We start from the raw sequence: 21,125 nt of genomic DNA on the forward strand, positions 1-21,125 counted from the left end.
CGCAACTATCCTGATTCTGGAGGCAGCATGAACATGGACCTCAGGGGCAAGAAAATCGTCCTCGGCCTCACCGGCGGCGTGGCCTGCTACAAGGCGGCGGAACTGTGCCGCGCCCTGGTCAAGCAGGGCGCGAGCGTGCAGGTGGTGATGAGCGAAGCGGCCACCCATTTCATCGGCGCGGTGACCATGCAGGCCCTGTCGGGCCAGCCGGTCTTCACCGACCAGTGGGACCCCCGCATGGCCAACAACATGGCCCATATCGACCTGACCCGCCACGCCGACGCGGTGCTGGTCGCGCCCTGCTCGGCCGACTTCATCCGCAAGCTCGCGCACGGCGCCTGCGACGACCTGCTCTCGACACTATGCGTGGCGCGCCCGCGCCACGTGCCGCTGCTCGTCGCGCCGGCCATGAACGTCGAGATGTGGGAAAACCCCGCTACGGCTCGCAACGTCGCCCGGCTGCGGGAAGACGGCATCAAGCTGTTCGGCCCCGCGGCCGGCTCCCAGGCCTGCGGCGAGACAGGGCTGGGCCGCATGCTCGAGCCCGAGGAGCTGGTCGAGGAACTGATCGCTTCCTTCCAGCACAAGGTGCTGGCCGGGCGGCGCGTGCTGATCACGGCCGGGCCCACGTTCGAGCCGATCGACCCGGTGCGCGGCATCACCAACCTGTCGTCGGGCAAGATGGGCTATGCGGTCGCGCGCGCCGCGCGCGAAGCCGGCGCCGAGGTCACGCTGGTGTCCGGCCCGACTTCCTTGAGCACGCCGCACGGCGTGCGCCGCATCGACGTGCTCACGGCGCAGCAGATGCACGATGCGGTCATGGCGGGCGTCGAAGGCCAGCACGTCTTCATCGGCGTGGCGGCGGTCGCCGACTGGCGCGTGGCCAATGCCAGCGACCAGAAAATGAAGAAGACCGAAGACGGCGCCGCGCCCCAGCTGGAATTCGTGCAGAACGCCGACATCCTGGCCTCGGTCGCCGCCACCACCTCGCTCTCGGGCTGGCCGTATTGCGTGGGCTTTGCCGCCGAATCGGAAAACCTGGTGGAGTTCGGCGCGGCCAAGCGCGAGAAAAAAGGCATTCCCCTGCTGGTTGGCAATATCGGCCCGCAGACCTTCGGGCAGGATGAAAACACCATCATCCTGTTCGACGACACCGGCCATACCCTGCTCGAGCGCGCCGACAAGCTTACCTTGGCGCGCCAGCTGGTTTCCGAGATCGCGAAGCGCCTGGAACGGCGCTCGCTCCTGACCTGAACGAAACAAGAACATGAAGAACATCGACCTCAAGATCCTCGACCCGCGCATGAAGGACCTGCTGCCGAGCTACGGCACGCCCGGCAGCGCGGGCCTGGACCTGCGCGCCTGCGTCGACGCGCCGCTCACGATCGAGCCTGGCCAGACGGTCCTGGTGCCGACCGGCCTGGCCATCCACATCGGCGATCCGGGCTATGCCGCCATGATCCTGCCGCGTAGTGGACTCGGCCATAAGAACGGCATCGTTCTCGGCAATCTGGTAGGCTTGATCGACTCCGATTACCAGGGACAGCTGATGGTCTCGACCTGGAACCGCAGCCACACCACCTTCACGCTGCAGCCGATGGACCGGCTCGCCCAGCTCGTGATCGTGCCGGTGCTGCAGGTAGGCTTCAACGTGGTAGACGAGTTTGCATCGAGTGAACGGGGCGCCGGAGGATTCGGCAGCACCGGAAAACAATAACGAACAAAAATAATCCGAGGAGGACCATGATCCGCATTCATCGCCTGCGCCAGGCTGCGTTGGGCGTCACGCTCGCCGCACTGCTGTCGGCCTGCGCCACGCAAGGCCCAACCGCCCCAGGCGCCCAGCCTGGCCCATTCGGCCCCGCTACCCCTGCTACCCCGCAAGTGACGCCGGAAATGACGGCGGCAGCCGAGACGCTCACCAGAATGGCGGCGCTGCAAGACCGCCTGTACAAGGTCGCGGCTCCCCTGCTGATCGATAACGCGGAACTGTGCACCCGCCACGCGCGCAACCTGCTCGGCTTCACCGCCAAGAACCGCTACGCCTATCCGGGCCAGTACAACGAGGCCGCGCACACCGTGCTGGGCATGGGCGAGCGCCTGCAGGTCACCAGCGTGCTGGTGGGCAGCGGCGCGGCCAAGGCCGGCCTGCGCAAAGGCGACGCACTGCTGGCCGCAGGCGGCACGCCGCTCCCGCCGGGCCCGAATGCCTTGACCCAGGCCGGCGCCGTGTTCCGCCCGATCGTGGCCAAGCAAGCCACGCTGCCGCTCACGGTCGAACGCAATGGCAAGCCGCGCGACCTGAGCATCCCGGTCACGCGCGCCTGCGCCTTCGGCATCGAGCTGGGCAACGCCGACAACGTCAACGCCTACGCCGACGGCCAGCGCGTGATGCTCACCCGCGGCATGATGGGCTTTGCCCAGAGCGACGACGAACTGGCCTATGTCATCGCACGCACCATGGCGCACAACATGCTGGGCCATGCGGCCACGCAGCGCAACGGCGCCACCATCGGCGGCATCATCGAGAACCTGACGAACATCTCGCCGGATACCTCGATGCTGATCGGCAGCGGCGGCATCAAGGCCATGCCTGCAGGGCTCGACGCGGCCGCCGACCGCCTGGCGATCTACTTGCTGGCGCGCGCCGACTACCGCATCGACGGTGCCTCCGCGTTCTGGAAGCGCTTCCTCGGCACCTATCCGGCCACGGTCCTGAACAGCCACACGGCCAACCACCCTTCGACGGCGCAGCGCCTTGCCGCCATCGACAAGGCAGTGGCCGAGGTCAAGGCCAAGAAGTCGGCCAAGCAGCCGCTGACGCCGTAAGCATCGTCCGCGTGGATGCCCCCGGCGGGCATCCACGTTTCCCTCCCCCGCGCTTTCCCCGGGCGCGCGTTCTGCCCGCCACCGGCAAGCCCCCCGCATTTTTTGTATCATGGTCCATCTTCACCACTGGCGCCGTGCATGCGGCCGGCATTCATGGACAGTATCGACCTCGACGTATTGAAGACCTGCGACGCCTGGCTGGCCCTGGGCCACCGCTGCCAGCTGGTCACGGTCGTCAAGACCTGGGGCTCGAGCCCGCGCCCGATCGGCGCCACCCTCGGCATCCGCGCCGACGGCACCGTGGTCGGTTCGGTATCCGGCGGCTGCATCGAGGACGACCTGATCGACCGGGTGCGCGCCAGGGGCATCGAGCTGGCGGCCCCGCGGATCGTCAGCTACGGCATCAGCGCCGACGAGGCGCACCGCTTCGGCCTGCCCTGCGGCGGCACCATCGAGCTGGCCATCGAACCGCTGTCGAACGATAGCCGCATCCGCGAACTGCTGGGGCGCCTGGGCGAGGGCGAGCTGGTCGAACGCCGCGTGGACCTGGCGAGCGGCGCGGTTGCGCTCGAGCGCGCCGCCGCCAGCGCCACCCAGCGCATCGAAGACGGCGTGCTGGCCACCATCCACGGCCCGCGCTGGCGCCTGTTCATCATCGGCGCCGGCCCGCTGTCGCGCTTCCTGGCCCAGGTGGCCAGCGGCATGGATTACCGCGTAACCGTGTGCGACCCGCGCGAGGAATACCGCAGCGGCTGGAACCTGCCCGGCGTGGAGCTGGTGCATGCCATGCCCGACGACCTGGTGATCGAAGCACGGCTGGATGCGCGCTGCGCCGTGGTCGCGCTCACCCACGACCCCAAGCTGGACGACCTGGCGCTGATGGAAGCGCTCAAGTCCGAGGCCTTCTATGTCGGCGCGATCGGCTCGCGCCTGAACAACGAGAAACGGCGCGAGCGCCTCAAGCTGTTCGACCTCGACGAAGCCCAGCTGGCGCGCCTGCATGGGCCGGTCGGCATCTACATCGGCAGCAAGACCCCGAGCGAGATCGCGATCTCGATCATGGCCGAGATGACGGCCGTGAAGAACGGCGTGCCGGCCGCGCTGCTGGTGCCGCATGCGGCCGCGCCGGCGCCCGCGACGGCAGCCGTCTGCGCGCGCGAGGCCTGAGCGGGCCGGTCCGCCATCGACCAACGCAAGAAACGGATGGCGCATTGAAGGGCGCGCCGCCATAATCGCAGCTTCGCCCCGACTCGACCTTCCATGAATACCGTGAACATGTTGCGCCTCGTGGCGCTGGCCGCCATCTGGGGCGGCTCCTTTCTCTTCATGCGCATCGCCGCGCCCGTGCTGGGGCCGGCCGTCCTGATCGAATACCGGGTCCTGTTCGCGGCCCTGTTCCTGGCCGGCGTCGCCTGGTTCATGCGCCTGCGCGGCAAGGGTGCGCCGCTCGAGCTGCGCCGGCACTGGAAGCATTACCTGATCCTGGGCTTCTTCAATTCGGCCCTGCCCTTCCTGCTGTTCGCGTTTGCCGCGCGCACCCTGAGCGCGTCGGTGCTGTCGGTGCTCAACGCCACCGCGCCGATGTGGGGCGCCCTGGTGGGCGCCGTGTGGGCGCGCCAGGCCGTCTCGGGGCGCGCCGCGCTCGGCCTGCTGCTGGGCACCGTCGGGGTGGCGCTGCTGGTGGGCTTCGACCACGTGTCGGAACGCCCGGGCGCCTTCATCGCGATTGCCGCCGCGCTGGTGGCGGCCTTCAGCTACAGCATTGCCAGCCAGTACGCCAAGTCGGCCAAGGCGGTGGCGCCGTTTGCCAATGCGCACGGTTCGATGTGGGCCGCCACCGTCTGCACCATCCCGGCGCTGGCCTTCTTCCCTGCGCCAGGCGAGCCGACCGTGGGCATCATGGCCGCCGTGCTGGCGCTGGGCGTGGTGTGCAGCGGGATCGCCTACATCCTCTACTTCAAGCTGATCGAGGAAGTCGGCACCACCTCGGCGCTGACGGTGACTTTCCTGAACCCGATGTTCGGGATCCTGTGGGGCGCGCTCTTCCTGCACGAAACCATCGGCTGGCACACGCTGGTGGGGTCGGCCATCGTGCTGGCCGGCACGGCCCTGGTCACGGGCTTCAGGCCTGCCTTCCTGCGCACGCCCGGCGCGGTGCAGGGCAAGTGATGCAGACCCGGTTCGGCATCGCCCTGCCGCCCGGCTACCGCACCCGGGACGTGCTGGCCTTCCACAGCCGCGATGCCGAAGGGCTCGCGGAACAGGTGGCGCCGCAGGGCGTGCGCAAGGGTGTGCTGTTCGACGGCGTGCCGACCGTGCTGGAGGTGACGTTCGAGGCCGATAGCGCGCGCTGCACGGTCGACGCGGACGGGCCGCTCACGCCGGCCCTCCTCGAGTACGCACAGGAGGCGCTACGCAACATCCTGGGCCTGCGCATCGACCCCACGGCGTTCGCCGCCTTCGTGCGCGACGACCCCGCCCTGGGACCGCTGGTGGCGCACCAGCCGGGCCTGCGCATCGTGCAGTCGGCAACGGTGTTCGAAGCGCTGACCTGGGCCATCATCGGCCAGCAGATCAATTTACCCTTCGCCATTTCGCTGCGGCGCAGCTTCATCCAGATTGCAGGCCGCCCCCACACGAGCGGCCTGTGGTGCTATCCGGAAGCGCGGGACGTGGCGCGTCTTCCCCTAGAGGAGCTGACTAGCCGTAAGTTCTCCCGCGCAAAAGCGGAAACCCTGCTGCGGCTGGCCCAGCTCGTCAGCGACGGCGCCGTCCTGCTGGACCGCGAGCGGCCGATCGGCGAGGTGGTGCAGGAGCTGCTGGCAATCAAGGGCATCGGTCCCTGGACCGTCAACTACGCGCTGCTGCGTGGCTATGGCTACCCGGATTGTTCGCTGGAGGGCGACGTGGCCATCCGCACCGCCTTCCACCGCCTGCTGGGCGGCGACAACCGTCCGGACATCCCGGCCACGGCGCGCCTGCTGGCTCGCTACGCGCCGCATCGCACGATGGCGGCGGCCTACCTGTGGGCCAGCCTGGGCAAGGAATCGGACTGAGCCGCCGAGGCGCGCTTCACGTGCTCAATTCCACCGTGGCAATCCATCGAACTGTTGCGCCCCCTCCCCCGAAAAACGGATCAGTTCCGGCAGAGGAACGGTCGCAAGGTTGTCGCGCCCGTAGTGCCCGCCGAGGGCACTGGGAATCTTGAGGCAATACCTGCGGTCGTCGGTCAACGGCCCCAGCGTCGCTTCGGCCAGGTGCACGACTTCCGGCATATACCAGTCGTTCAGGAAATCCTGGTTATAGGACAGCGCATCGAGCGCATCGCGGCTGTCGGCCAGCGGTTCGCAGCACAGGTCTTGCGGGCGCAGGCGCCAGTAGCGGCCCTCGTCGTCGCGGATGATGAGATTACCGAATGCATTGGCCCCCAGCACCTCGACGGCGGTCAAGCCAACCCAGCCCCAGGCCTCGTTGATGTCGTCTACATTGATCATGCTGTGTCTCCCCCTTGGCGTCATCGGCCGCGATCGCGCCGGCCGTCCTGTGTTGGACCGGGCTGAGCAAGCAAGATTGCAGGCAGACGCGCCAGGTTTGACCTGTGTCGCACCGGGAAGCAGCGCCAATGGAAAAAGCCGCCGACTCTTGCGAATCGGCGGCTTTTCGAATGTGGTTGCGGGGACAGGATTTGAACCTGTGACCTTCGGGTTATGAGCCCGACGAGCTGCCAGACTGCTCCACCCCGCGGAATGAATTATACGCCGGCATGCCCGATTACGCAAATGCAATTCCTTAAAAGATTGAAATTGCAGGACAAGCCCGCTTCCGGCGCCGGCCGCGCGCCGGCGCAGCTGCCTGTGCCGCATCTCATGCGCGCGGGATTTCAGTGTAAAGTAAGCACAATTCCACCCTCCCGACGCCCCATGAAATTCTGTTCCGAGTGCGCCCATCCCGTCGCCCTGGCCATTCCCGAAGGCGACAACCGGCCGCGCTATGTCTGCCCGCAATGCCACACCATCCACTACCAGAATCCCAAGCTGGTGATCGGCACGCTTCCCGTCTGGGAACATGATGGCAAGCTGCAAGTGCTGCTGTGCAAGCGTGCGATTGAACCGCGCCATGGGTACTGGACCTTGCCGGCAGGCTTCATGGAGAACGAAGAGACCACCGAACAGGCCGCCATCCGCGAAACCGAGGAAGAAGCCGGCGCCGATATCGAACTGGGCCCCCTGTTCACCCTGCTGAACGTGGCCCATGTCCACCAGGTGCACCTGTTCTACCTGGCGCGCCTGCGCAGCCTCGACTTCGCGCCCGGCGAGGAAAGCCTCGACGTGCAGATGTTTGCGCAGGACGAGATCCCCTGGGACGACCTGGCCTTCCCCACGGTGCGCAACACGCTCGAACTGTTCTTCGCCGACCGCGTCAAAATCCGCGAGGGCGGCAGCTACGGATTCCACAGCCGGGACATCAATCGCCCGATGCTGGCCCCCCGCGAACCCGACTGACCCATCGAGGCCGCATGATTCCCTGGCTCGAGCCGACTTCGCCGTTTCCCGACGTGTCCGAGGCATTGACGATGGATGCGCCGGGCCTGCTCGCGGCCGGCGCCGACCTCTCGCCCAAGCGCCTGCTGCTGGCTTACCAGAACGGCATCTTCCCCTGGTTCTCGGAAGGCCAGCCCATCCTGTGGTGGAGCACCGACCCGCGCATGGTGCTGCAGACCGACCGTTTCAAGATCAGCGACAGCCTCAAGAAGACGCTCAAGCGCATCGAACGCAGCCGCACGGGCGGCGAAGCGGGCGGGCAGCGCTGGGACGTGCGCTTCGACAGCGCCTTCGAGGACGTGATGCGCGCCTGCGCCGCGCCGCGCCGCGACGGCCCCGGCACCTGGATCTCGGAAGAGATCATCGACGGCTATACCGGCCTGCACGCCATGGGCTATGCCCATTCTTCCGAAGTCTGGCTGGACGGCGAGCTGGTGGGTGGCGCCTATGGGGTCTGCATCGGCCGCATGTTCTATGGCGAATCGATGTTCGCGCGCGTGCCGGATGCTTCCAAGGTGGCGCTTGCCTACCTGGTCGCTTTTTTGCGCCGGCACGGCGTGCGCATGATCGACTGCCAGCAGGAGACCGGCCACCTGGCCTCGCTGGGCGCCGCGCCGATTCCCCGCAGCGCCTTTCTCGCCCACCTGCGCGAGGCCATTCGCGAGCCCGCCATCGCCCGCTGGGAGGTGGCGGCACCGTTGGTTGGCTAACGGTGGCGCGGCCACGAATTCGCTAAAATAGGTGCACCACGTCGTCCCGAGAGCTTTGCATGACGCACCTAAATGACCTGCCCTTCGCTACGCTGCAGTTCTACACGACGGCGCCCTACCCGTGCAGTTACCTCGACGCACGGCAGGCCCGGTCGCAGGTCGCGACGCCTTCGCACCTCATCAACGCCGACGTGTATTCCGAACTGGTGCGCAATGGCTTCCGCCGCAGCGGCATCTTTACCTACCGCCCTTATTGCGACGGCTGCCAGGCCTGCATTCCGGTGCGGGTCAAGTGCGAGGCCTTCACCCCCAACCGCACCCAGCGCCGCGCCTGGCGCCGCCACGGCGACCTGGTCGCGATGGTGGCCAACCTGGCCTTCTCGGACGAGCATTACGCCCTCTACCTGCGCTACCAGACCACGCGCCACGTCGGCGGCGGCATGGACCAGGACAGCCGCGACCAGTACGCCCAGTTCCTGCTGCAAAGCCGGGTCAATACCCGGCTGGTCGAGTTCCGCGAGCCGGACGGCACCCTGCGCATGGTCTCGATCATCGACGTGCTGTCCGACGGCCTGTCCTCGGTCTACACCTTCTTCGACCCGGACCTGGCGGGTGCTTCCTTCGGCACCTATAACGTGATGTGGCAGGTGAACCAGGCGCGCGAGCTGGGCCTGCAGTATGTCTATTTGGGCTACTGGATCGAGCAGAGCCCCAAGATGGCGTACAAGATCAATTTCCGGCCGCTGGAAGCGCGCATCAACGGCGAATGGGGCGTGCTCGACCGCTGAGGCTGGGGCGCCGCCGCGCGCATTGTAAAATGGCGGCAGTTCCCATCCTGAGCCCTCCATGTCCCTGTACACCCTCGCCCGTCCGCTCCTGTTCTCGCTCGATGCCGAGACCGCCCACCACCTGACCCTGCCGCTGCTGCGCCGCGCTGCTTCCCTCGGCCTGACCAAACTGGCTGCCAAGCCGGCGCCAGACCCGCGCACGGTCATGGGCATCACTTTCCCCAACCCGGTCGGCCTGGCGGCCGGCCTGGACAAGGACGGCGCCTATATCGATGGCCTGGCGTCGCTGGGCTTCGGCTCGATCGAGATCGGCACCGTCACCCCGCGCGGCCAGGCCGGCAATCCGAAGCCGCGCATCTTCCGGCTGCCGCAGGCGCAGGGCATCATCAACCGCATGGGCTTCAATAACGGCGGCGTGGATGCCTTTGTGGCCAACGTGCAGGCCTCGCGCTTCTACCAGGACAAGCAGGGCGTGCTAGGCCTGAACATCGGCAAGAATGCCGACACCCCGATCGAGCGCGCAGCCGACGACTACCTGCACTGCCTGCGCAAGGTCTACCCTTACGCCAGCTATGTGACCGTGAACATCTCCTCGCCCAACACCAAGAACCTGCGCCAGCTGCAGGGCGAGTCGGAACTCGATTCGCTGCTCGCGCAACTCAAGCAGGAGCAGCTGCGCCTGGCCGACCAGCACAAGCGCTACGTACCGGTGACGCTGAAGATCGCACCGGACATCGACGGCGACCAGGTGCGCAACATCGCCGGCGCCCTGCTGCGCCACCAGATCGACGGCGTGATCGCCACCAACACCACGCTCAGCCGCACGGCCGTCACCGGCATGCAGCATGGCGAAGAAACCGGCGGCCTGTCGGGCGCGCCCGTGTTCGAGCTGTCCAACACCGTGATCCGTTTGCTGAAGGCGGAACTGGGCGAGGCGCTGCCGATCATCGGCGTGGGCGGCATCATGCGCGGCGAGGATGCGCGCGCCAAGATCGCGGCCGGCGCCCAGCTGGTGCAGCTGTATAGCGGCTTGATCTACGCCGGCCCCGCGCTGGTGCGCGACTGCGCGGCCGCGCTGCGCCGCTGACAAGGAGAAGCGCATGGACCGCAGGCAGCTGGGACGAAGCGAATTGATGGTGTCGAAGGTCTGCCTGGGCAGCATGACCTTCGGCGAGCAGAACAGCGAGAGCGAAGCGCACAGCCAGCTCGATTTCGCGTTTGAACGCGGCATCAATTTCATCGACACGGCCGAGATGTACCCGGTGATGGCGCGCGCCGAAACGCAGGGCGCGACCGAGCGCTTCATCGGCAGCTGGCTCAAGAAAACCGGACGCCGCAGCGAAGTGGTGCTGGCCACCAAGATCGCCGGGCCGAATGCCAGCATGCCCTGGATCCGCGGCCCACGCCACAACCTGGATGCGTCGAATATCCGCTCCGCCGTCGAGGACAGCCTGCGCCGCCTGAACACGGACTACATCGACCTGTATCAGATTCACTGGCCGAGCCGCAACCTGCCGATCTTCGGGGCCAACAGCTTCAATCCGCAGGCCGAGCGCTCGGCCGTGCCGATCGAGGACACGCTCGGGGCGCTGGGCGATCTGGTCAAGGCCGGCACCATCCGCCACATCGGCGTCTCGAACGAAAGCGCCTGGGGCGTGTGCGAGTACGTCAAGCAGGCCGAGTTGAAGGGCTTGCCGCGCATCGCCACGGTGCAGAACCTGTACAACCTGACGGCGCGCGCCTTCGAGACCAGCCTGATGGACGAGGCCTGCTACCGCGAAGGCGTCAGCTTGCTGGCCTACAGCCCGCTCGCCTTCGGCCAACTGACGGCGAAATACCTGGACGATCCGAAAGCGCGCGGGCGGCTGACGATTTTTCCGGCCGGCTGGAGTCCGCGCTACGTGCGGCCATCGGTGCTGGCGGCCGCCGCGGAGTATGCGGCGCTGGCGCGCTCGCACGGCTTGCTGCCCTCGCAGATGGCGCTGGCCTGGTGTTATTCGCGCTGGTTCGTGGGCTCGACCATTATCGGGGCCACCAACCTGGTGCAGCTGAAGGAGAACATCGATGCGGCGGAGCTGGTGCTGCCGCTGGAGGTGATGAAGGGGATCGAGGCGATTCATGCGAAGTACACGAATCCGGGGCAATGAGCCCGCCTACTCCACCGTCTGCAAGGCCTTCTCGATATCCGCCCGCGTGTACCCTTGCGCAAAGCGCTCGATGAAGTGATAAGCATAGGCGCGCAGATACGACCCGCGGCGCACCGCCAGCCGCGTCACGTTCGGCGCGAACAGGTGCGATGCCTCGATCGCCCGCATGCCCTTGTCGCGGCCATGGTCAAACGCCATCGAGGCCACGATCCCCACGCCCATCCCCAGCGACACGTACTGCTTGATGACGTCCGAATCCATGGCGGTCAGCACGATGTCCGGCGCCAGCCCGGCTTCGCGGAAGGCGGCGTCGATGTGGCTGCGGCCCGTAAAGCCCTGGTCGTAGGTAATCAAGGGATACTCGGCCAGGTCGTCCAGGCGCAGCGGGGTGGCGGAATTGAAGATCGGGTGGCCTTCGGGTGCGACCACCAGGTGGCTCCAGCGGTAGCAGGGGAACGACACCAGGTCCGGGAAGGCCGACAGGCCTTCGGTGGCGATGCCGATGTCGGCCTTGCCCGACAAGACCCATTCGGCGATGTGTTCCGGCGCGCTTTGCTGCAGGGCGATGCGCACGCCCGGGAAGGCGTTGCGGAAGGACTGCACCACTTGCGGCAACGCGTAGCGCGCCTGGGTGTGGGTGACGGCCACGGTGAGCGTGCCGCTATCCTGCGCGGCGAATTCGGCGCTGGCCTGCTGCAGGTTTTCCGCTTCCACCAGCAGGCGCTCGACGATCTTCAGGATGCCCTTTCCGGGGGGCGTGAGACCCGTCAGGCGCTTGCCGTTGCGTTCGAAAATGACGACCCCGAGCTCGTCCTCGAGCTCGCGGATCTGGCGCGACACGCCCGGCTGCGAGGTGAACAGCGCATTGGCGACGTCGGTCAGGTTAAAGTCGCGGCGGGCCGCTTCACGTACCGAGCGCAGCTGCTGGAAGTTCATATCCCCTCCCCTGCATCGACGAACACTTCGATCCGGCGCGGCTTGACCACCAGGGTGTCGCCTTCCCTGAAGCCGTGCCGAGCGTACAGCTCGTTGGGCATGACCGCTTCGATCAGCTGCTGGTTGTCGAGGCGTTCCAGGTCGAGCTGGGCCAGCGGGCCGATGGCATGGGCGCGGCGCAGTTTCGCCACCACGCCGCCGCTGTCGCCGGCGCCGGGAATGTAGCGCTCAACGTCGAGGTCGTGCGGGCGGACGTAGCCGATGCCGTTGCCGTTGCGCGCGGCCGGGCCCTGGGGCACCTCGAACTGCACCGCGCCGCTGGCCAGCACGCCGTCCTGCACCCGGCCGTGGAACAGGTTCACGTTGCCCAGGAAGCCGTAGACGAAGGGCGAAGCCGGGTGGTTGTAGACCGCGTCCGGCGTGCCGAGCTGCTCGATGCGGCCCTTGTTCATCAAGACCACCTGGTCGGCCACTTCCAGCGCTTCTTCCTGGTCGTGGGTGACGAAGATCGAGGTCACGTGCAGGTCGTCGTGCAGGCGGCGCAGCCAGCGCCGCAATTCCTTGCGCACCTTGGCGTCGAGCGCGCCGAAGGGTTCGTCCAGCAGCAGCACGCGCGGCTCCACCGCCAGGGCGCGCGCCAGGGCGATGCGCTGGCGCTGGCCGCCCGAGAGCTGGGGCGGATAGCGGTCGGCGATCCAGTCCAGCTGCACCAGCTCGAGCAGCTGGCGCACCTTGTCGCGGATCTGGGCTTCGCTCGGGCGCTCCTTGCGCGGCTTGACGCGCAAACCGAAGGCGACATTCTCGAACACCGTCATGTGCTTGAACAGCGCGTAGTGCTGGAACACGAAGCCCACCTGGCGCTCGCGCACGTGGTGGTGCGAGGCGTCCTGGCCATCGAGCAGCACGGCGCCCGAATCGGGATGCTCCAGGCCCGCGATGATGCGCAGCAGGGTCGTCTTGCCGCAGCCCGAAGGGCCGAGCAAGGCGGTCAGCTGGCCGTCCGGGAACTGCAGCGAGACGTCGTCGAGCGCGGTGAACTGGCCGAACTGCTTGCGGATGTGTTGGACTTCGATGGTCATGCTAGCGCTTCCTGTTGTCGTTCGTCGGCGGCGGCCTTGCGCACCTGGTGCAGGCGCCATTCGATCAAGCTCTTCACCGCCAGGGTCACCAGCGCGAGCAGCGCCAGCAAGGATGCGATCGCAAACGCGGCCGTGAAGTTGTATTCGTTGTAGAGGATCTCGACCTGCAGCGGCATGGTGTTGGTCTCGCCCCGGATGTGGCCCGAGACCACCGACACCGCGCCGAACTCGCCCATCGCACGCGCATTGCACAGGATGACGCCGTACAGCAGGCCCCACTTGATGTTGGGGAGCGTCACCCGCATGAAGGTCGACCAGCCGGAGGCGCCCAGCACCAGCGCGGCTTCTTCTTCTTCGGTGCCCTGCTGCTGCATCAGCGGAATCAGCTCGCGCGCGACAAACGGGAAAGTGATGAACACGGTGGCCAGCACGATGCCGGGCACCGCGAACAGGATCTTGATGTCGTGCTCCATCAGCCACTCGCCGAACCAGCCCTGGGCGCCGAACAGCAGCACGTAGATCAGGCCCGCGATCACGGGCGAAACCGAGAACGGCAGGTCGATCAGGGTCAGCAGGATGCTTTTGCCGCGGAACTCGAACTTGGTGATGCACCAGGCGGCGGCCACGCCGAAGACCAGGTTGAGCGGCACCGAGATGCCGGCCGCGATCAGGGTCAGGCGGATGGCCGACAGCGCGTCCGGGTCGGTGATCGATTCGACATAGGTGCCCCAGCCTTTCTTGAGCGCCTCGGTGAAGACGGCCGCCAGCGGCACGAACAGGAACAGGGTCAGGAAAGCCAGGGCTACCACGATCAGGAGGTAGCGCACCCAGTCGGGTTCGAGCACGCTGGTCGAGCGGCGTTTGCCAGGTAGAGCCGCCTTGGGCACGGCCTTGATGTTGTCGAGGACTGCGCTCATGATTTGCCTGCCCGTTTGCGTGTCCAGGCCTGCAGCAGGTTGATCGTCAGCAGCAGGATGAAGGAGATGACCAGCATGACCACGGCGATCGCCGTGGCGCCCGCGTAGTCGTATTGTTCGAGTTTGGTGATGATGAACAGCGGCGTGATTTCGGACACCATCGGCAGGTTGCCCGCGATGAAAATCACCGAGCCGTATTCGCCGGTGGCGCGCGCAAACGCCAGCGCGAAGCCGGTCAGCAGGGCCGGGGTGATCGTCGGCAGCACCACGCGCCAGAAGGTGTGCAGTGGCGAGGCGCCCAGGCTGGCGGCGGCTTCTTCGAGTTCGCGCTCGGCTTCTTCCAGCACCGGTTGCACCGTGCGCACCACGAAAGGCAGGCCGATGAAGGTCAGCGCGACCAGCACGCCGAGCGGGGTGAAGGCCACCTTGATGCCGAACTTGGCGAGCTGCTCGCCGATCAGGCCATTGTGCGAATACAGGGCGGTGAGCGTGATGCCGGCCACCGCGGTGGGCAACGCGAACGGCAGGTCGACCAGGGCGTCGATGATGCGCTTGCCCGGGAAGGTATAGCGCACCAGCACCCAGGCGACGATGCCCCCGAAGATGACGTTGATGAAGGCGGCGATCAGCGAGGTGCCGAAGCTGAGGCGATAGGACGCCATCACGCGCTCGGAGGTGACGGCGCTCCAGAAGGCGTCCCAGCTCATGGTGAAGGTCTTCAGGAAGACCGCCGACAGGGGAATGAGCACGATCAGCGCCAGGTAGAACAGCGTGAAGCCGAGCGAGATCCCGAAGCCGGGGATGACCCGGCCCGGAGACTTGCGCGGCTGAGCGAGCGATGTCATGGAGGCCTTATTACAGAAACTTCTAACGGGCTGCCATATTCCCACACAGCCCGCATATTACAAACGAAGCAATCCTTATTTGCATAGACAGTTCAGCTATTAGCTTCGGCGGAAATCGTCACAGCACCAGCTTGGCCGCCACGCCCGTGAGGGTCATGGCCAGCAGGGCGCGCAGGAAGCGCTCCGGCACCTTGCGCGCCATCATGGCGCCGAGGGTAATGCCGGGCACCGAACCGATGAGCAGGGTCAAGAGCAGCATCCAGTCGATCGAGCCCAGCCACCAGTGGCCGATCGCGGCAATCGCGGTGAGCGGCACGGCGTAGGCAATGTCGGTGCCGGCCACTTCGGCGGAAGACAGGCGCGGATACAGCATGACGAGCAAGGTGGCGCCGATGGCGCCGGCGCCGATCGAGGACACGGTGACCAGCACGCCCAGCACGGCGCCCGAGACGACGGTGGCGGTGGCGAGCCTGCTTCCCTGCAGCTGGCGTTCGGGGTGCGCGCTGATCCAGCGCAGCATGCGGGCACGGAACAGCAGCGCCACGACGGTCAGCATGACGGAGACGGCGATCGAATAGCGGATCACCTGCCCCACCTGCGGATTGACGGTGCCGAACTGGCTCAGGGCCAGCGTGGTGAACAGCGCGGCCGGCAAGGCGCCCAGGCACAGCAGGCGCACGATCGGCCACTGGACGGTGCGGTTGAAGCGGTGGGTAATGGTGCCGACGCCCTTGGTGATCGAGGCGAAGGCCAGGTCGGTGCCGACGGCCACCGAGGGCGAGACGCCGAACAGCAGCGTGAGCAGCGGGGTCATGAGCGAGCCGCCGCCGACGCCGGTCATGCCGACCAGCAGCCCTACCGCGAAACCCGCCATTACATATGTCATCGACATGCCAGCCCCCCTATTTCAGGGACCAGCGTAAGGGGACTCAGCGGTTATGGGAAGGACAGGTTTCTTATTTGCTTATGCGGGCTGCGCGCCGGACGCCAGGGACGTCCGGCGCGATGCGGGCTTACTTGTTCGGCTGCGGGGTCAGGCGGAGGTAGGGACGCGGCGAGGTAAAGCCCTTCGGATACTTCTGCTCGATGACAGCAGGATCTTGCACGGTCAGCGGGATGATGACGTCGTCGCCATCCTTCCAGTTGCCCGGCGTGGCCACGGTGTAGCCGTCGGTCAATTGCAGGGCGTCGATTACACGCAGGACTTCGTCGAAGTTGCGGCCGGTGCTCATCGGGTAGGTGATCATCAGGCGCACTTTCTTGGCCGGATCGATCACGAACAGCGAACGCACGGTGGCGGTCAGCGAGGCTTCCGGGTGGATCATGTCGTACAGGGTAGAGACGGTACGGTCGGCGTCGGCGATGATCGGGAAGCCGACCACGGTCTGCTGGGTTTCCTCGATGTCGCGGATCCAGTCGCGGTGCTTGTCGGCCGGGTCGACCGACAGGGCGATGGCCTTGACGTTACGCTTGTCGAATTCCGGCTTGAGCTTGGCGGTCAGGCCCAGTTCGGTCGTGCAGACCGGGGTGAAGTCGGCCGGGTGCGAGAACAGCACCACCCAGGAATCGCCCGCCCACTCGTGGAAGCGGATCTTGCCGGCACTGGAATCCTGCTCGAAGTCGGGGGCGGTATCGCCGAGGCGTAAGGTCATGTTCAACTCTCCATGGTATGAAACTGCGGGGCAAACTGAGCCGTTTTACAAATTTATCACCAAGTCTAAGCAAACCCGGCGCCAATGCAAACGACAAGTTAGTTATTTGCTTAGGCGCCGGCGATGTGGAAGCGGCATCCCTACAAATAGCGGCTATACAGGACGACGGACCAGGTGGCCACTGCCAGCAGCAGGGTGAGCGCGACCGCGGCGCTGCCCATGTCCTTGGCCACTTTCGACAGCGGATGGCGCTCGAGCGAGATGCGGTCGACGATGGCCTCGATGGCCGAGTTGATGATCTCGACGATCAGCACCAGCACCAGCACGCCGATCAGGGCCAGCTTCTGGAAGCCGGATACCGGCAACATCAGCGCGACTGCCGTGGCGACCACGATGACCATGATTTCCTGGCGAAAGGCCGCTTCGCTGCGCCAGGCCCAGGAAACGCCGTCCCAGGTGTTACGGCAGGCGGCGGCGATGCGTGCCAGGCCGCGCTTGGTCTTGAATTCGCTGATCGGTTGTTCCATCGTGGTGGGCTGTGAGTTGGGTTGATGACAATATCGACTCGTCATTATGCCGTGCCGCGGCAAGGTTGCCCATTGCAGCCTGCCGGTTTGCATCTGCGTTTCACATCATGGTATAAAGAAGGTCGATACTGCACCGCACCAACCACATCATGAAAATGGACACCCCAGAATTGGCAGCAGCATCGAGCCCGGCCAAGACATCGATCCAGGTGATCGACCGCATGATGGCCCTGCTCGACGCCCTCGCCAGCTATTCCGACCCGGTCAGCCTGAAGGAATTGTCCAAGGTATCGGGCCTGCACCCGTCGACCGCGCACCGCATCCTGAACGACATGGTGGTGACGCGCTTCGTCGACCGCGTCGAGCCCGGCACCTACCGGCTCGGCATGCGTCTGCTGGAACTGGGCAATGTGGTCAAGAGCCGCCTGTCGGTACGCGAAGCGGCGCTCGACTTCATGCGCGCCCTGCACAAGAAGACGCAGCAGACGGTGAACCTGTCGGTACGCCAGGGCGACGAGATCGTCTACATCGACCGCGCGTTTTCCGAGCGCTCGGGCATGCAGGTGGTGCGCGCGATCGGCGGGCGCGGACCGCTGCACCTGACCTCGACCGGCAAGCTGTTCCTGTCGGTGGACGACCCGAAAGGCGTGCGCGCCTATGCCACGCGCACGGGCCTGGCCGGCCACAACAAGAATTCGATCACGGAACTGGCGCGCCTCGAGCGCGAGCTGAGCCTGGTGCGCTCGCGCGGCTATGCGCGCGACAACGAGGAGCTGGAACTGGGCGTGCGCTGCATGGCCGCCGGCATTTTCGACGACAGCGGCAAGCTGGTGGCCGGCCTGTCGATCTCGGCGCCAGCCGACCGCCTGCAGGAAGAATGGCTGGAAGACCTGGTGCAGACGGCATCGAGTATTTCTTCGACGCTGGGCTACCGCCCTACTCCCCAGATCTGAAGTCGCGTCAATGCAGCGCGGCCGCACCGCCGGCCGCGCTCATCATCGGGTTCGGCACCGGTCCGCCCAGGGTGCCGGGCGTCAGCACCTGGATCTTGTCCGGCGAGATCGCCTCCAGGAAGCGCCGCACCCGGCCCGCGTCCGCGGTGCGCGACATCTTTCCCTTTGAATCCAGGAACACCATGATCACGCTGCGCCCGTGGATCGCCGCCTGCATCACCAGGCAGCGTCCGGCTTCGTTGATGAAGCCGGTTTTCTGCAGGCCGATATTCCAGTCCGGCAGCGCCACCAGGTAGTTCGTGTTGGCGTAACGCATCGGCCGGCCGCTGGCGCGCACGATCGAATTCGGCGTGGTGGAATATTCGCGCAGCAGCGGCTCGCCATAGGCCTTGGCCACCAGCCGCGCCAGGTCGCGCGCGCTCGAGACGTTGCGGCTCGACAGGCCGCTCGAATCGACGTAGCGGGTGTCGTTCATGCCCAGTTCGCGCGCCTTGGCGTTCATGGCGGCGATGAAGGCGTCGATTCCGCCCGGATAGTTACGGCCCAGCGCAGAGGCGGCGCGGTTCTCCGAACTCATCAGGGCAATGTGCAGCAATTCGCGGCGCGTCATGCGCGAGCCTACCGGCAGGCGCGAGCTGGAATACTTGTGGCGGTCGACGTCGGCGTCGGTGATGCGCAGCACTTCCTCGAGGTCCTGGTTGGCCTGGACCACGACCAGGCCGGTCATGAGCTTGGTGATCGAGGCGATCGGCAACGCGACGTTGGCATTTTTCTCGAACAGCACTTCCGAGCTGTCCTGGTCGAGCACGAAAGCGACGCTCGAGCGCAGCGACAGTGGGTCGGCGGTGCGGCCCAGGCCGGCGGCATCGCCTACCGTGCGCGGATCGAAGGCAGCCACGCGCGGCACGGCGCGCCCGGCGCGGCGCACTACCTGGTAGGTGACCTTGCGCTTGCCGCGCACCATTTCCACGCGGCGAACCATGCGCTCTCGGTTATCGGCGGCGATGGCATGGGCCAGGTCCTGGCGCTTGCCACGGGCGGCCTTGCCCCGGGTGGCTTTCTTGCGCGCCGGCTTCTTGGCGACGACCGTACGCTTCTGCTTTTTCTTGACGCCCTGGGTCTTCTCGGCGCCTGCGCCTGCGCCTGCGCCAAGCGCGGAAACAGGCTGGAAGGCCAACAGCAGCGACACAATGGCAGCCAATGCAACTTTGAACATCTGGAAACCCTTCGACGCAAACTGATGAGGTACGAAATGCAGTTTAGCCGAACAAAGCATCATCGCAAGTGAATTGTAAATTCCGTGCGGCAACACAACGAACTATTTTTTTCCTTATTAGCATGCTGACAAGCTATTCCAGGAAGCGTGCAAACTTGCTTGCCGGCTCGCGCTCCGTGACGAGGGAGTTCTCGATTTTTTCCGGGTCGGCCCATCCCAGGGCCATGCCGCACACGACCATCTCATTTTCCGGCAGCGCCAGTTGTTGCGCAATCACCCGGTGATATTGCGTGAAGGCGGCCTGCGGGCAGGTATCGAGGCCGCGGCCGCGCGCCGCCACCATGATGCTCTGCAAGAACATGCCGTAGTCGAGCCAGGAGCCCTGCTCCAGGATGCGGTCGATGGTAAAGATCAGGCCGACCGGCGCATCGAAGAAAGAATAGTTGCGTGCATGTTGCGCCGCCATGCCGGCCTTGTTATCGCGCGTCAAGCCCAGCAGCGAATACAAATCCCAGCCTACCTTGCGGCGGCGGTCGACGAAAGGCGACACCCACTCGCGCGGATAGTAGGCGTACTCCTCGGTGTGCTGGCGCGCCTGCTCGGGGTCGGCGTTGACCGCGAGGATGGCATCGCACAAGCGTTGCCGCGCCTGCCCCGTCACCACATATACCTTCCATGGCTGGGTATTGGTACCGGAAGGGGCGCGCGCGGCTACCTCGAGGATGCGCTCGACGTCCAACCGGTCCACCGGCTTGTCGAGGAAAGCGCGAATCGAACGGCGCGAGGTGATGGCCGCATCGACGGCTTCCTGCTGGGGGCTCTGAATCATGGGGTCTCCTTATTTTTTGACGACGAATGCAACGCCCAGCACGGCGACGGCCATGCCGGCCAGGGCGAGGATGCTGAAGGCCTCGCCGAACAGCACCCAGGCCATGACGGCAGTGGTGGGCGGGGTCAGGTACAGCAGGCTGGTCACTTCAAGCGCCTGGCTGCGGCGAATGAGCGTGAACAGCAAGAAGATGGCGCCGATCGACAGCGCGAAAATCGACCACAGCCAGGCCAGGATGAAGTCGCGGCTCCACTCGACGCTGGAAAAGCGCAGGTCCAGGCCTTCGAGCACGATGGCCAGCGGCAGCAGCGCCGCCACCGTGGCGGCGAACTGGATGACGGTGCCGGTGCGTAAATCGAAAGATGGGCAATAGCGGCGCTGGTACATGGTGCCTGCCGTGATGCACAGCAGCGCAAACACGCACAGCCCCAGGCTGGCCGCGCTCAAGCCGGCCAGGTGCAGCTTGGCCACCACGACCAGCGCCACGCCCGACAGGCCCAGCGCCAGCCCGAGCCACTGGCGCGGCCGGACCCGCTCGCCGATCAGGGGCGCGGCGGCGGCAGTGAGGATGGGCTGCATGCCGACGATCAGCGCGGTCAGCCCGGCCGGCATGCCCAGCTTGATGGCCGCCCAGACACCGCCAAGATAGCCTGCCTGCAGCAACAGGCCGGCCACCGCCACGTGCAGCATCCGGCCGCGCGGCCAGGGTGCGCCGAAAAACAACACCACCGGCAACAGCACGGCGAGTACGCCAAGGCAACGCAGGATCAGGAAGGTCAGCGGCGGCGCATAGGGCAGCCCCAGCTTGGCGACGATGAAGCCGGTGCTCCACAGGAAGACGAAGAACAGCGGGACCGGCGACAGCCAGGAGGATGCTGCGGCGGCGGGCGCATGGGTGGGGGTGCCGGGCGACATGACAGGTGCTGCTTGGCAGCTTGAAAGAATCACAAGCAGCTAGTCTAGCATGGGTGGACAAGCCCTTCGGCAGACGGGCTGATTACGGTTTTGTTGCGATAAATCAAACAAAAACCGTTGAAATTTCTTGCAAACAATGCATTCAAGAAATTTATGCACATCGGATGGTGCAGCGCATCAAATCCGCTTGACTCGCCTGTCCACTTGGGTGAAAATTCGCCCTGTTGCGGTGCACAAAAAA

Annotated in this window: 23 protein-coding genes and 1 tRNA gene; 12 read left to right on the top strand and 12 right to left on the bottom strand. The window is 66.0% G+C overall.

Annotated elements, in window-relative coordinates; translation table 11 throughout:
* Nucleotides 1-33: 33 nt before the first annotated feature.
* The 6 genes from coaBC to AC3XQU_RS00275 all read left to right on the top strand — a co-directional run bounded on the left by coaBC (nucleotide 34) and on the right by AC3XQU_RS00275 (nucleotide 5,885).
* A complete protein-coding gene (gene coaBC, locus AC3XQU_RS00250) occupies nucleotides 34-1,254 on the top strand; it encodes a bifunctional phosphopantothenoylcysteine decarboxylase/phosphopantothenate--cysteine ligase CoaBC (protein WP_489872719.1) in 1,221 nt (406 codons plus the stop codon).
* A gap of 13 nt (nucleotides 1,255-1,267) precedes the next feature.
* Nucleotides 1,268-1,717 carry a dUTP diphosphatase gene (gene dut / locus AC3XQU_RS00255; RefSeq protein WP_489872124.1) on the top strand — a complete coding sequence of 150 codons (450 nt, stop codon included), beginning with the start codon at nucleotides 1,268-1,270 and terminating at the stop codon, nucleotides 1,715-1,717.
* A 26-nt stretch (nucleotides 1,718-1,743) separates the two neighbouring features.
* Nucleotides 1,744-2,829, top strand: a complete 1,086-nt coding sequence (locus AC3XQU_RS00260) for a M48 family metallopeptidase (protein ID WP_489872125.1) — start codon at nucleotides 1,744-1,746, stop codon at nucleotides 2,827-2,829.
* Between the two features lie 153 nt (nucleotides 2,830-2,982).
* On the top strand, nucleotides 2,983-3,996 hold the full coding sequence (locus AC3XQU_RS00265; protein WP_489872126.1) for an XdhC family protein: 1,014 nt from the start codon (nucleotides 2,983-2,985) through the stop codon (nucleotides 3,994-3,996).
* A gap of 93 nt (nucleotides 3,997-4,089) precedes the next feature.
* Complete coding sequence (locus AC3XQU_RS00270; protein ID WP_489872127.1) at nucleotides 4,090-4,998, top strand: DMT family transporter; 909 nt, start codon at nucleotides 4,090-4,092, stop codon at nucleotides 4,996-4,998.
* Nucleotides 4,998-5,885 carry a DNA-3-methyladenine glycosylase family protein gene (locus AC3XQU_RS00275; protein WP_489872128.1) on the top strand — a complete coding sequence of 296 codons (888 nt, stop codon included), beginning with the start codon at nucleotides 4,998-5,000 and terminating at the stop codon, nucleotides 5,883-5,885. The genes AC3XQU_RS00270 and AC3XQU_RS00275 overlap by 1 nt, the downstream gene beginning before the upstream one ends.
* Before the next feature lie 24 nt (nucleotides 5,886-5,909).
* Here AC3XQU_RS00275 and AC3XQU_RS00280 read toward each other — a convergent pair whose 3' ends face one another.
* Both AC3XQU_RS00280 and AC3XQU_RS00285 read right to left on the bottom strand, forming a co-directional pair.
* Nucleotides 5,910-6,323 carry a T6SS immunity protein Tdi1 domain-containing protein gene (locus tag AC3XQU_RS00280; RefSeq protein ID WP_489872129.1) on the bottom strand — a complete coding sequence of 138 codons (414 nt, stop codon included), beginning with the start codon at nucleotides 6,321-6,323 and terminating at the stop codon, nucleotides 5,910-5,912.
* 173 nt (nucleotides 6,324-6,496) lie between these two features.
* A tRNA-Met gene (locus AC3XQU_RS00285) sits at nucleotides 6,497-6,573 on the bottom strand.
* Nucleotides 6,574-6,749: 176 nt separating this feature from the next.
* On the opposite strand from AC3XQU_RS00285, the gene AC3XQU_RS00290 reads away from it, so the two are divergent.
* Genes AC3XQU_RS00290 through AC3XQU_RS00310 form a run of 5 tightly spaced genes read left to right on the top strand, consistent with a single transcriptional unit; the run spans nucleotide 6,750 to nucleotide 11,015 of the window.
* Entirely contained in the window at nucleotides 6,750-7,331 is a 582-nt protein-coding gene (locus AC3XQU_RS00290) for an NUDIX hydrolase (protein WP_489872130.1), read from the top strand.
* Nucleotides 7,332-7,345: 14 nt separating this feature from the next.
* A complete protein-coding gene (aat, locus tag AC3XQU_RS00295) occupies nucleotides 7,346-8,080 on the top strand; it encodes a leucyl/phenylalanyl-tRNA--protein transferase (protein ID WP_489872131.1) in 735 nt (244 codons plus the stop codon).
* Between the two features lie 59 nt (nucleotides 8,081-8,139).
* On the top strand, nucleotides 8,140-8,868 hold the full coding sequence (locus AC3XQU_RS00300; protein ID WP_489872132.1) for an arginyltransferase: 729 nt from the start codon (nucleotides 8,140-8,142) through the stop codon (nucleotides 8,866-8,868).
* A 58-nt stretch (nucleotides 8,869-8,926) separates the two neighbouring features.
* Nucleotides 8,927-9,955 (top strand): quinone-dependent dihydroorotate dehydrogenase, encoded by a 1,029-nt coding sequence (locus AC3XQU_RS00305; protein WP_489872133.1) that lies wholly within the window; start codon nucleotides 8,927-8,929, stop codon nucleotides 9,953-9,955.
* Between the two features lie 13 nt (nucleotides 9,956-9,968).
* Nucleotides 9,969-11,015: an aldo/keto reductase gene (locus AC3XQU_RS00310; protein WP_489872134.1), complete on the top strand. Its 1,047-nt coding sequence runs from the start codon at nucleotides 9,969-9,971 to the stop codon at nucleotides 11,013-11,015.
* A 6-nt stretch (nucleotides 11,016-11,021) separates the two neighbouring features.
* On the opposite strand, the gene AC3XQU_RS00315 is transcribed toward AC3XQU_RS00310, so the two are convergent.
* The 7 genes from AC3XQU_RS00315 to AC3XQU_RS00345 form a co-directional block, all read right to left on the bottom strand.
* Nucleotides 11,022-11,951, bottom strand: a complete 930-nt coding sequence (locus tag AC3XQU_RS00315; protein ID WP_489872135.1) for a CysB family HTH-type transcriptional regulator — start codon at nucleotides 11,949-11,951, stop codon at nucleotides 11,022-11,024.
* Nucleotides 11,948-13,030 carry a sulfate/molybdate ABC transporter ATP-binding protein gene (locus AC3XQU_RS00320; protein WP_489872136.1) on the bottom strand — a complete coding sequence of 361 codons (1,083 nt, stop codon included), beginning with the start codon at nucleotides 13,028-13,030 and terminating at the stop codon, nucleotides 11,948-11,950. The genes AC3XQU_RS00315 and AC3XQU_RS00320 overlap by 4 nt, the downstream gene beginning before the upstream one ends.
* Nucleotides 13,027-13,947 (bottom strand): sulfate ABC transporter permease subunit CysW, encoded by a 921-nt coding sequence (gene cysW / locus AC3XQU_RS00325; RefSeq protein ID WP_489872137.1) that lies wholly within the window; start codon nucleotides 13,945-13,947, stop codon nucleotides 13,027-13,029. Before cysW ends, AC3XQU_RS00320 begins: the two co-directional genes overlap by 4 nt.
* Entirely contained in the window at nucleotides 13,944-14,792 is an 849-nt protein-coding gene (gene cysT / locus AC3XQU_RS00330) for a sulfate ABC transporter permease subunit CysT (protein ID WP_489872138.1), read from the bottom strand. The genes cysW and cysT overlap by 4 nt, the downstream gene beginning before the upstream one ends.
* A gap of 118 nt (nucleotides 14,793-14,910) precedes the next feature.
* Nucleotides 14,911-15,684 (bottom strand): sulfite exporter TauE/SafE family protein, encoded by a 774-nt coding sequence (locus tag AC3XQU_RS00335; protein ID WP_489872139.1) that lies wholly within the window; start codon nucleotides 15,682-15,684, stop codon nucleotides 14,911-14,913.
* 121 nt (nucleotides 15,685-15,805) lie between these two features.
* Complete coding sequence (locus AC3XQU_RS00340; protein ID WP_489872140.1) at nucleotides 15,806-16,444, bottom strand: peroxiredoxin; 639 nt, start codon at nucleotides 16,442-16,444, stop codon at nucleotides 15,806-15,808.
* 140 nt (nucleotides 16,445-16,584) lie between these two features.
* The gene (locus AC3XQU_RS00345; RefSeq protein ID WP_489872141.1) at nucleotides 16,585-16,971 is read right to left on the bottom strand and encodes a diacylglycerol kinase; all 387 of its coding nucleotides are present in this window, start codon (nucleotides 16,969-16,971) and stop codon (nucleotides 16,585-16,587) included.
* Between the two features lie 149 nt (nucleotides 16,972-17,120).
* Here AC3XQU_RS00345 and AC3XQU_RS00350 point away from each other — a divergent pair, with 149 nt between their 5' ends.
* Nucleotides 17,121-17,924, top strand: coding sequence for an IclR family transcriptional regulator (locus AC3XQU_RS00350; protein ID WP_489872142.1), 804 nt, complete (start codon nucleotides 17,121-17,123; stop codon nucleotides 17,922-17,924).
* A gap of 7 nt (nucleotides 17,925-17,931) precedes the next feature.
* Here AC3XQU_RS00350 and AC3XQU_RS00355 read toward each other — a convergent pair whose 3' ends face one another.
* The 3 genes from AC3XQU_RS00355 to AC3XQU_RS00365 form a co-directional block, all read right to left on the bottom strand.
* A complete protein-coding gene (locus AC3XQU_RS00355) occupies nucleotides 17,932-19,140 on the bottom strand; it encodes a serine hydrolase (RefSeq protein WP_489872143.1) in 1,209 nt (402 codons plus the stop codon).
* Between the two features lie 133 nt (nucleotides 19,141-19,273).
* A complete protein-coding gene (locus tag AC3XQU_RS00360; protein ID WP_489872144.1) occupies nucleotides 19,274-19,969 on the bottom strand; it encodes a nitroreductase in 696 nt (231 codons plus the stop codon).
* 9 nt (nucleotides 19,970-19,978) lie between these two features.
* Nucleotides 19,979-20,884 carry a DMT family transporter gene (locus AC3XQU_RS00365; protein ID WP_489872145.1) on the bottom strand — a complete coding sequence of 302 codons (906 nt, stop codon included), beginning with the start codon at nucleotides 20,882-20,884 and terminating at the stop codon, nucleotides 19,979-19,981.
* Nucleotides 20,885-21,125 lie beyond the last annotated feature (241 nt).

The organism is Telluria sp. AZSoR62 (genome assembly GCF_058111565.1).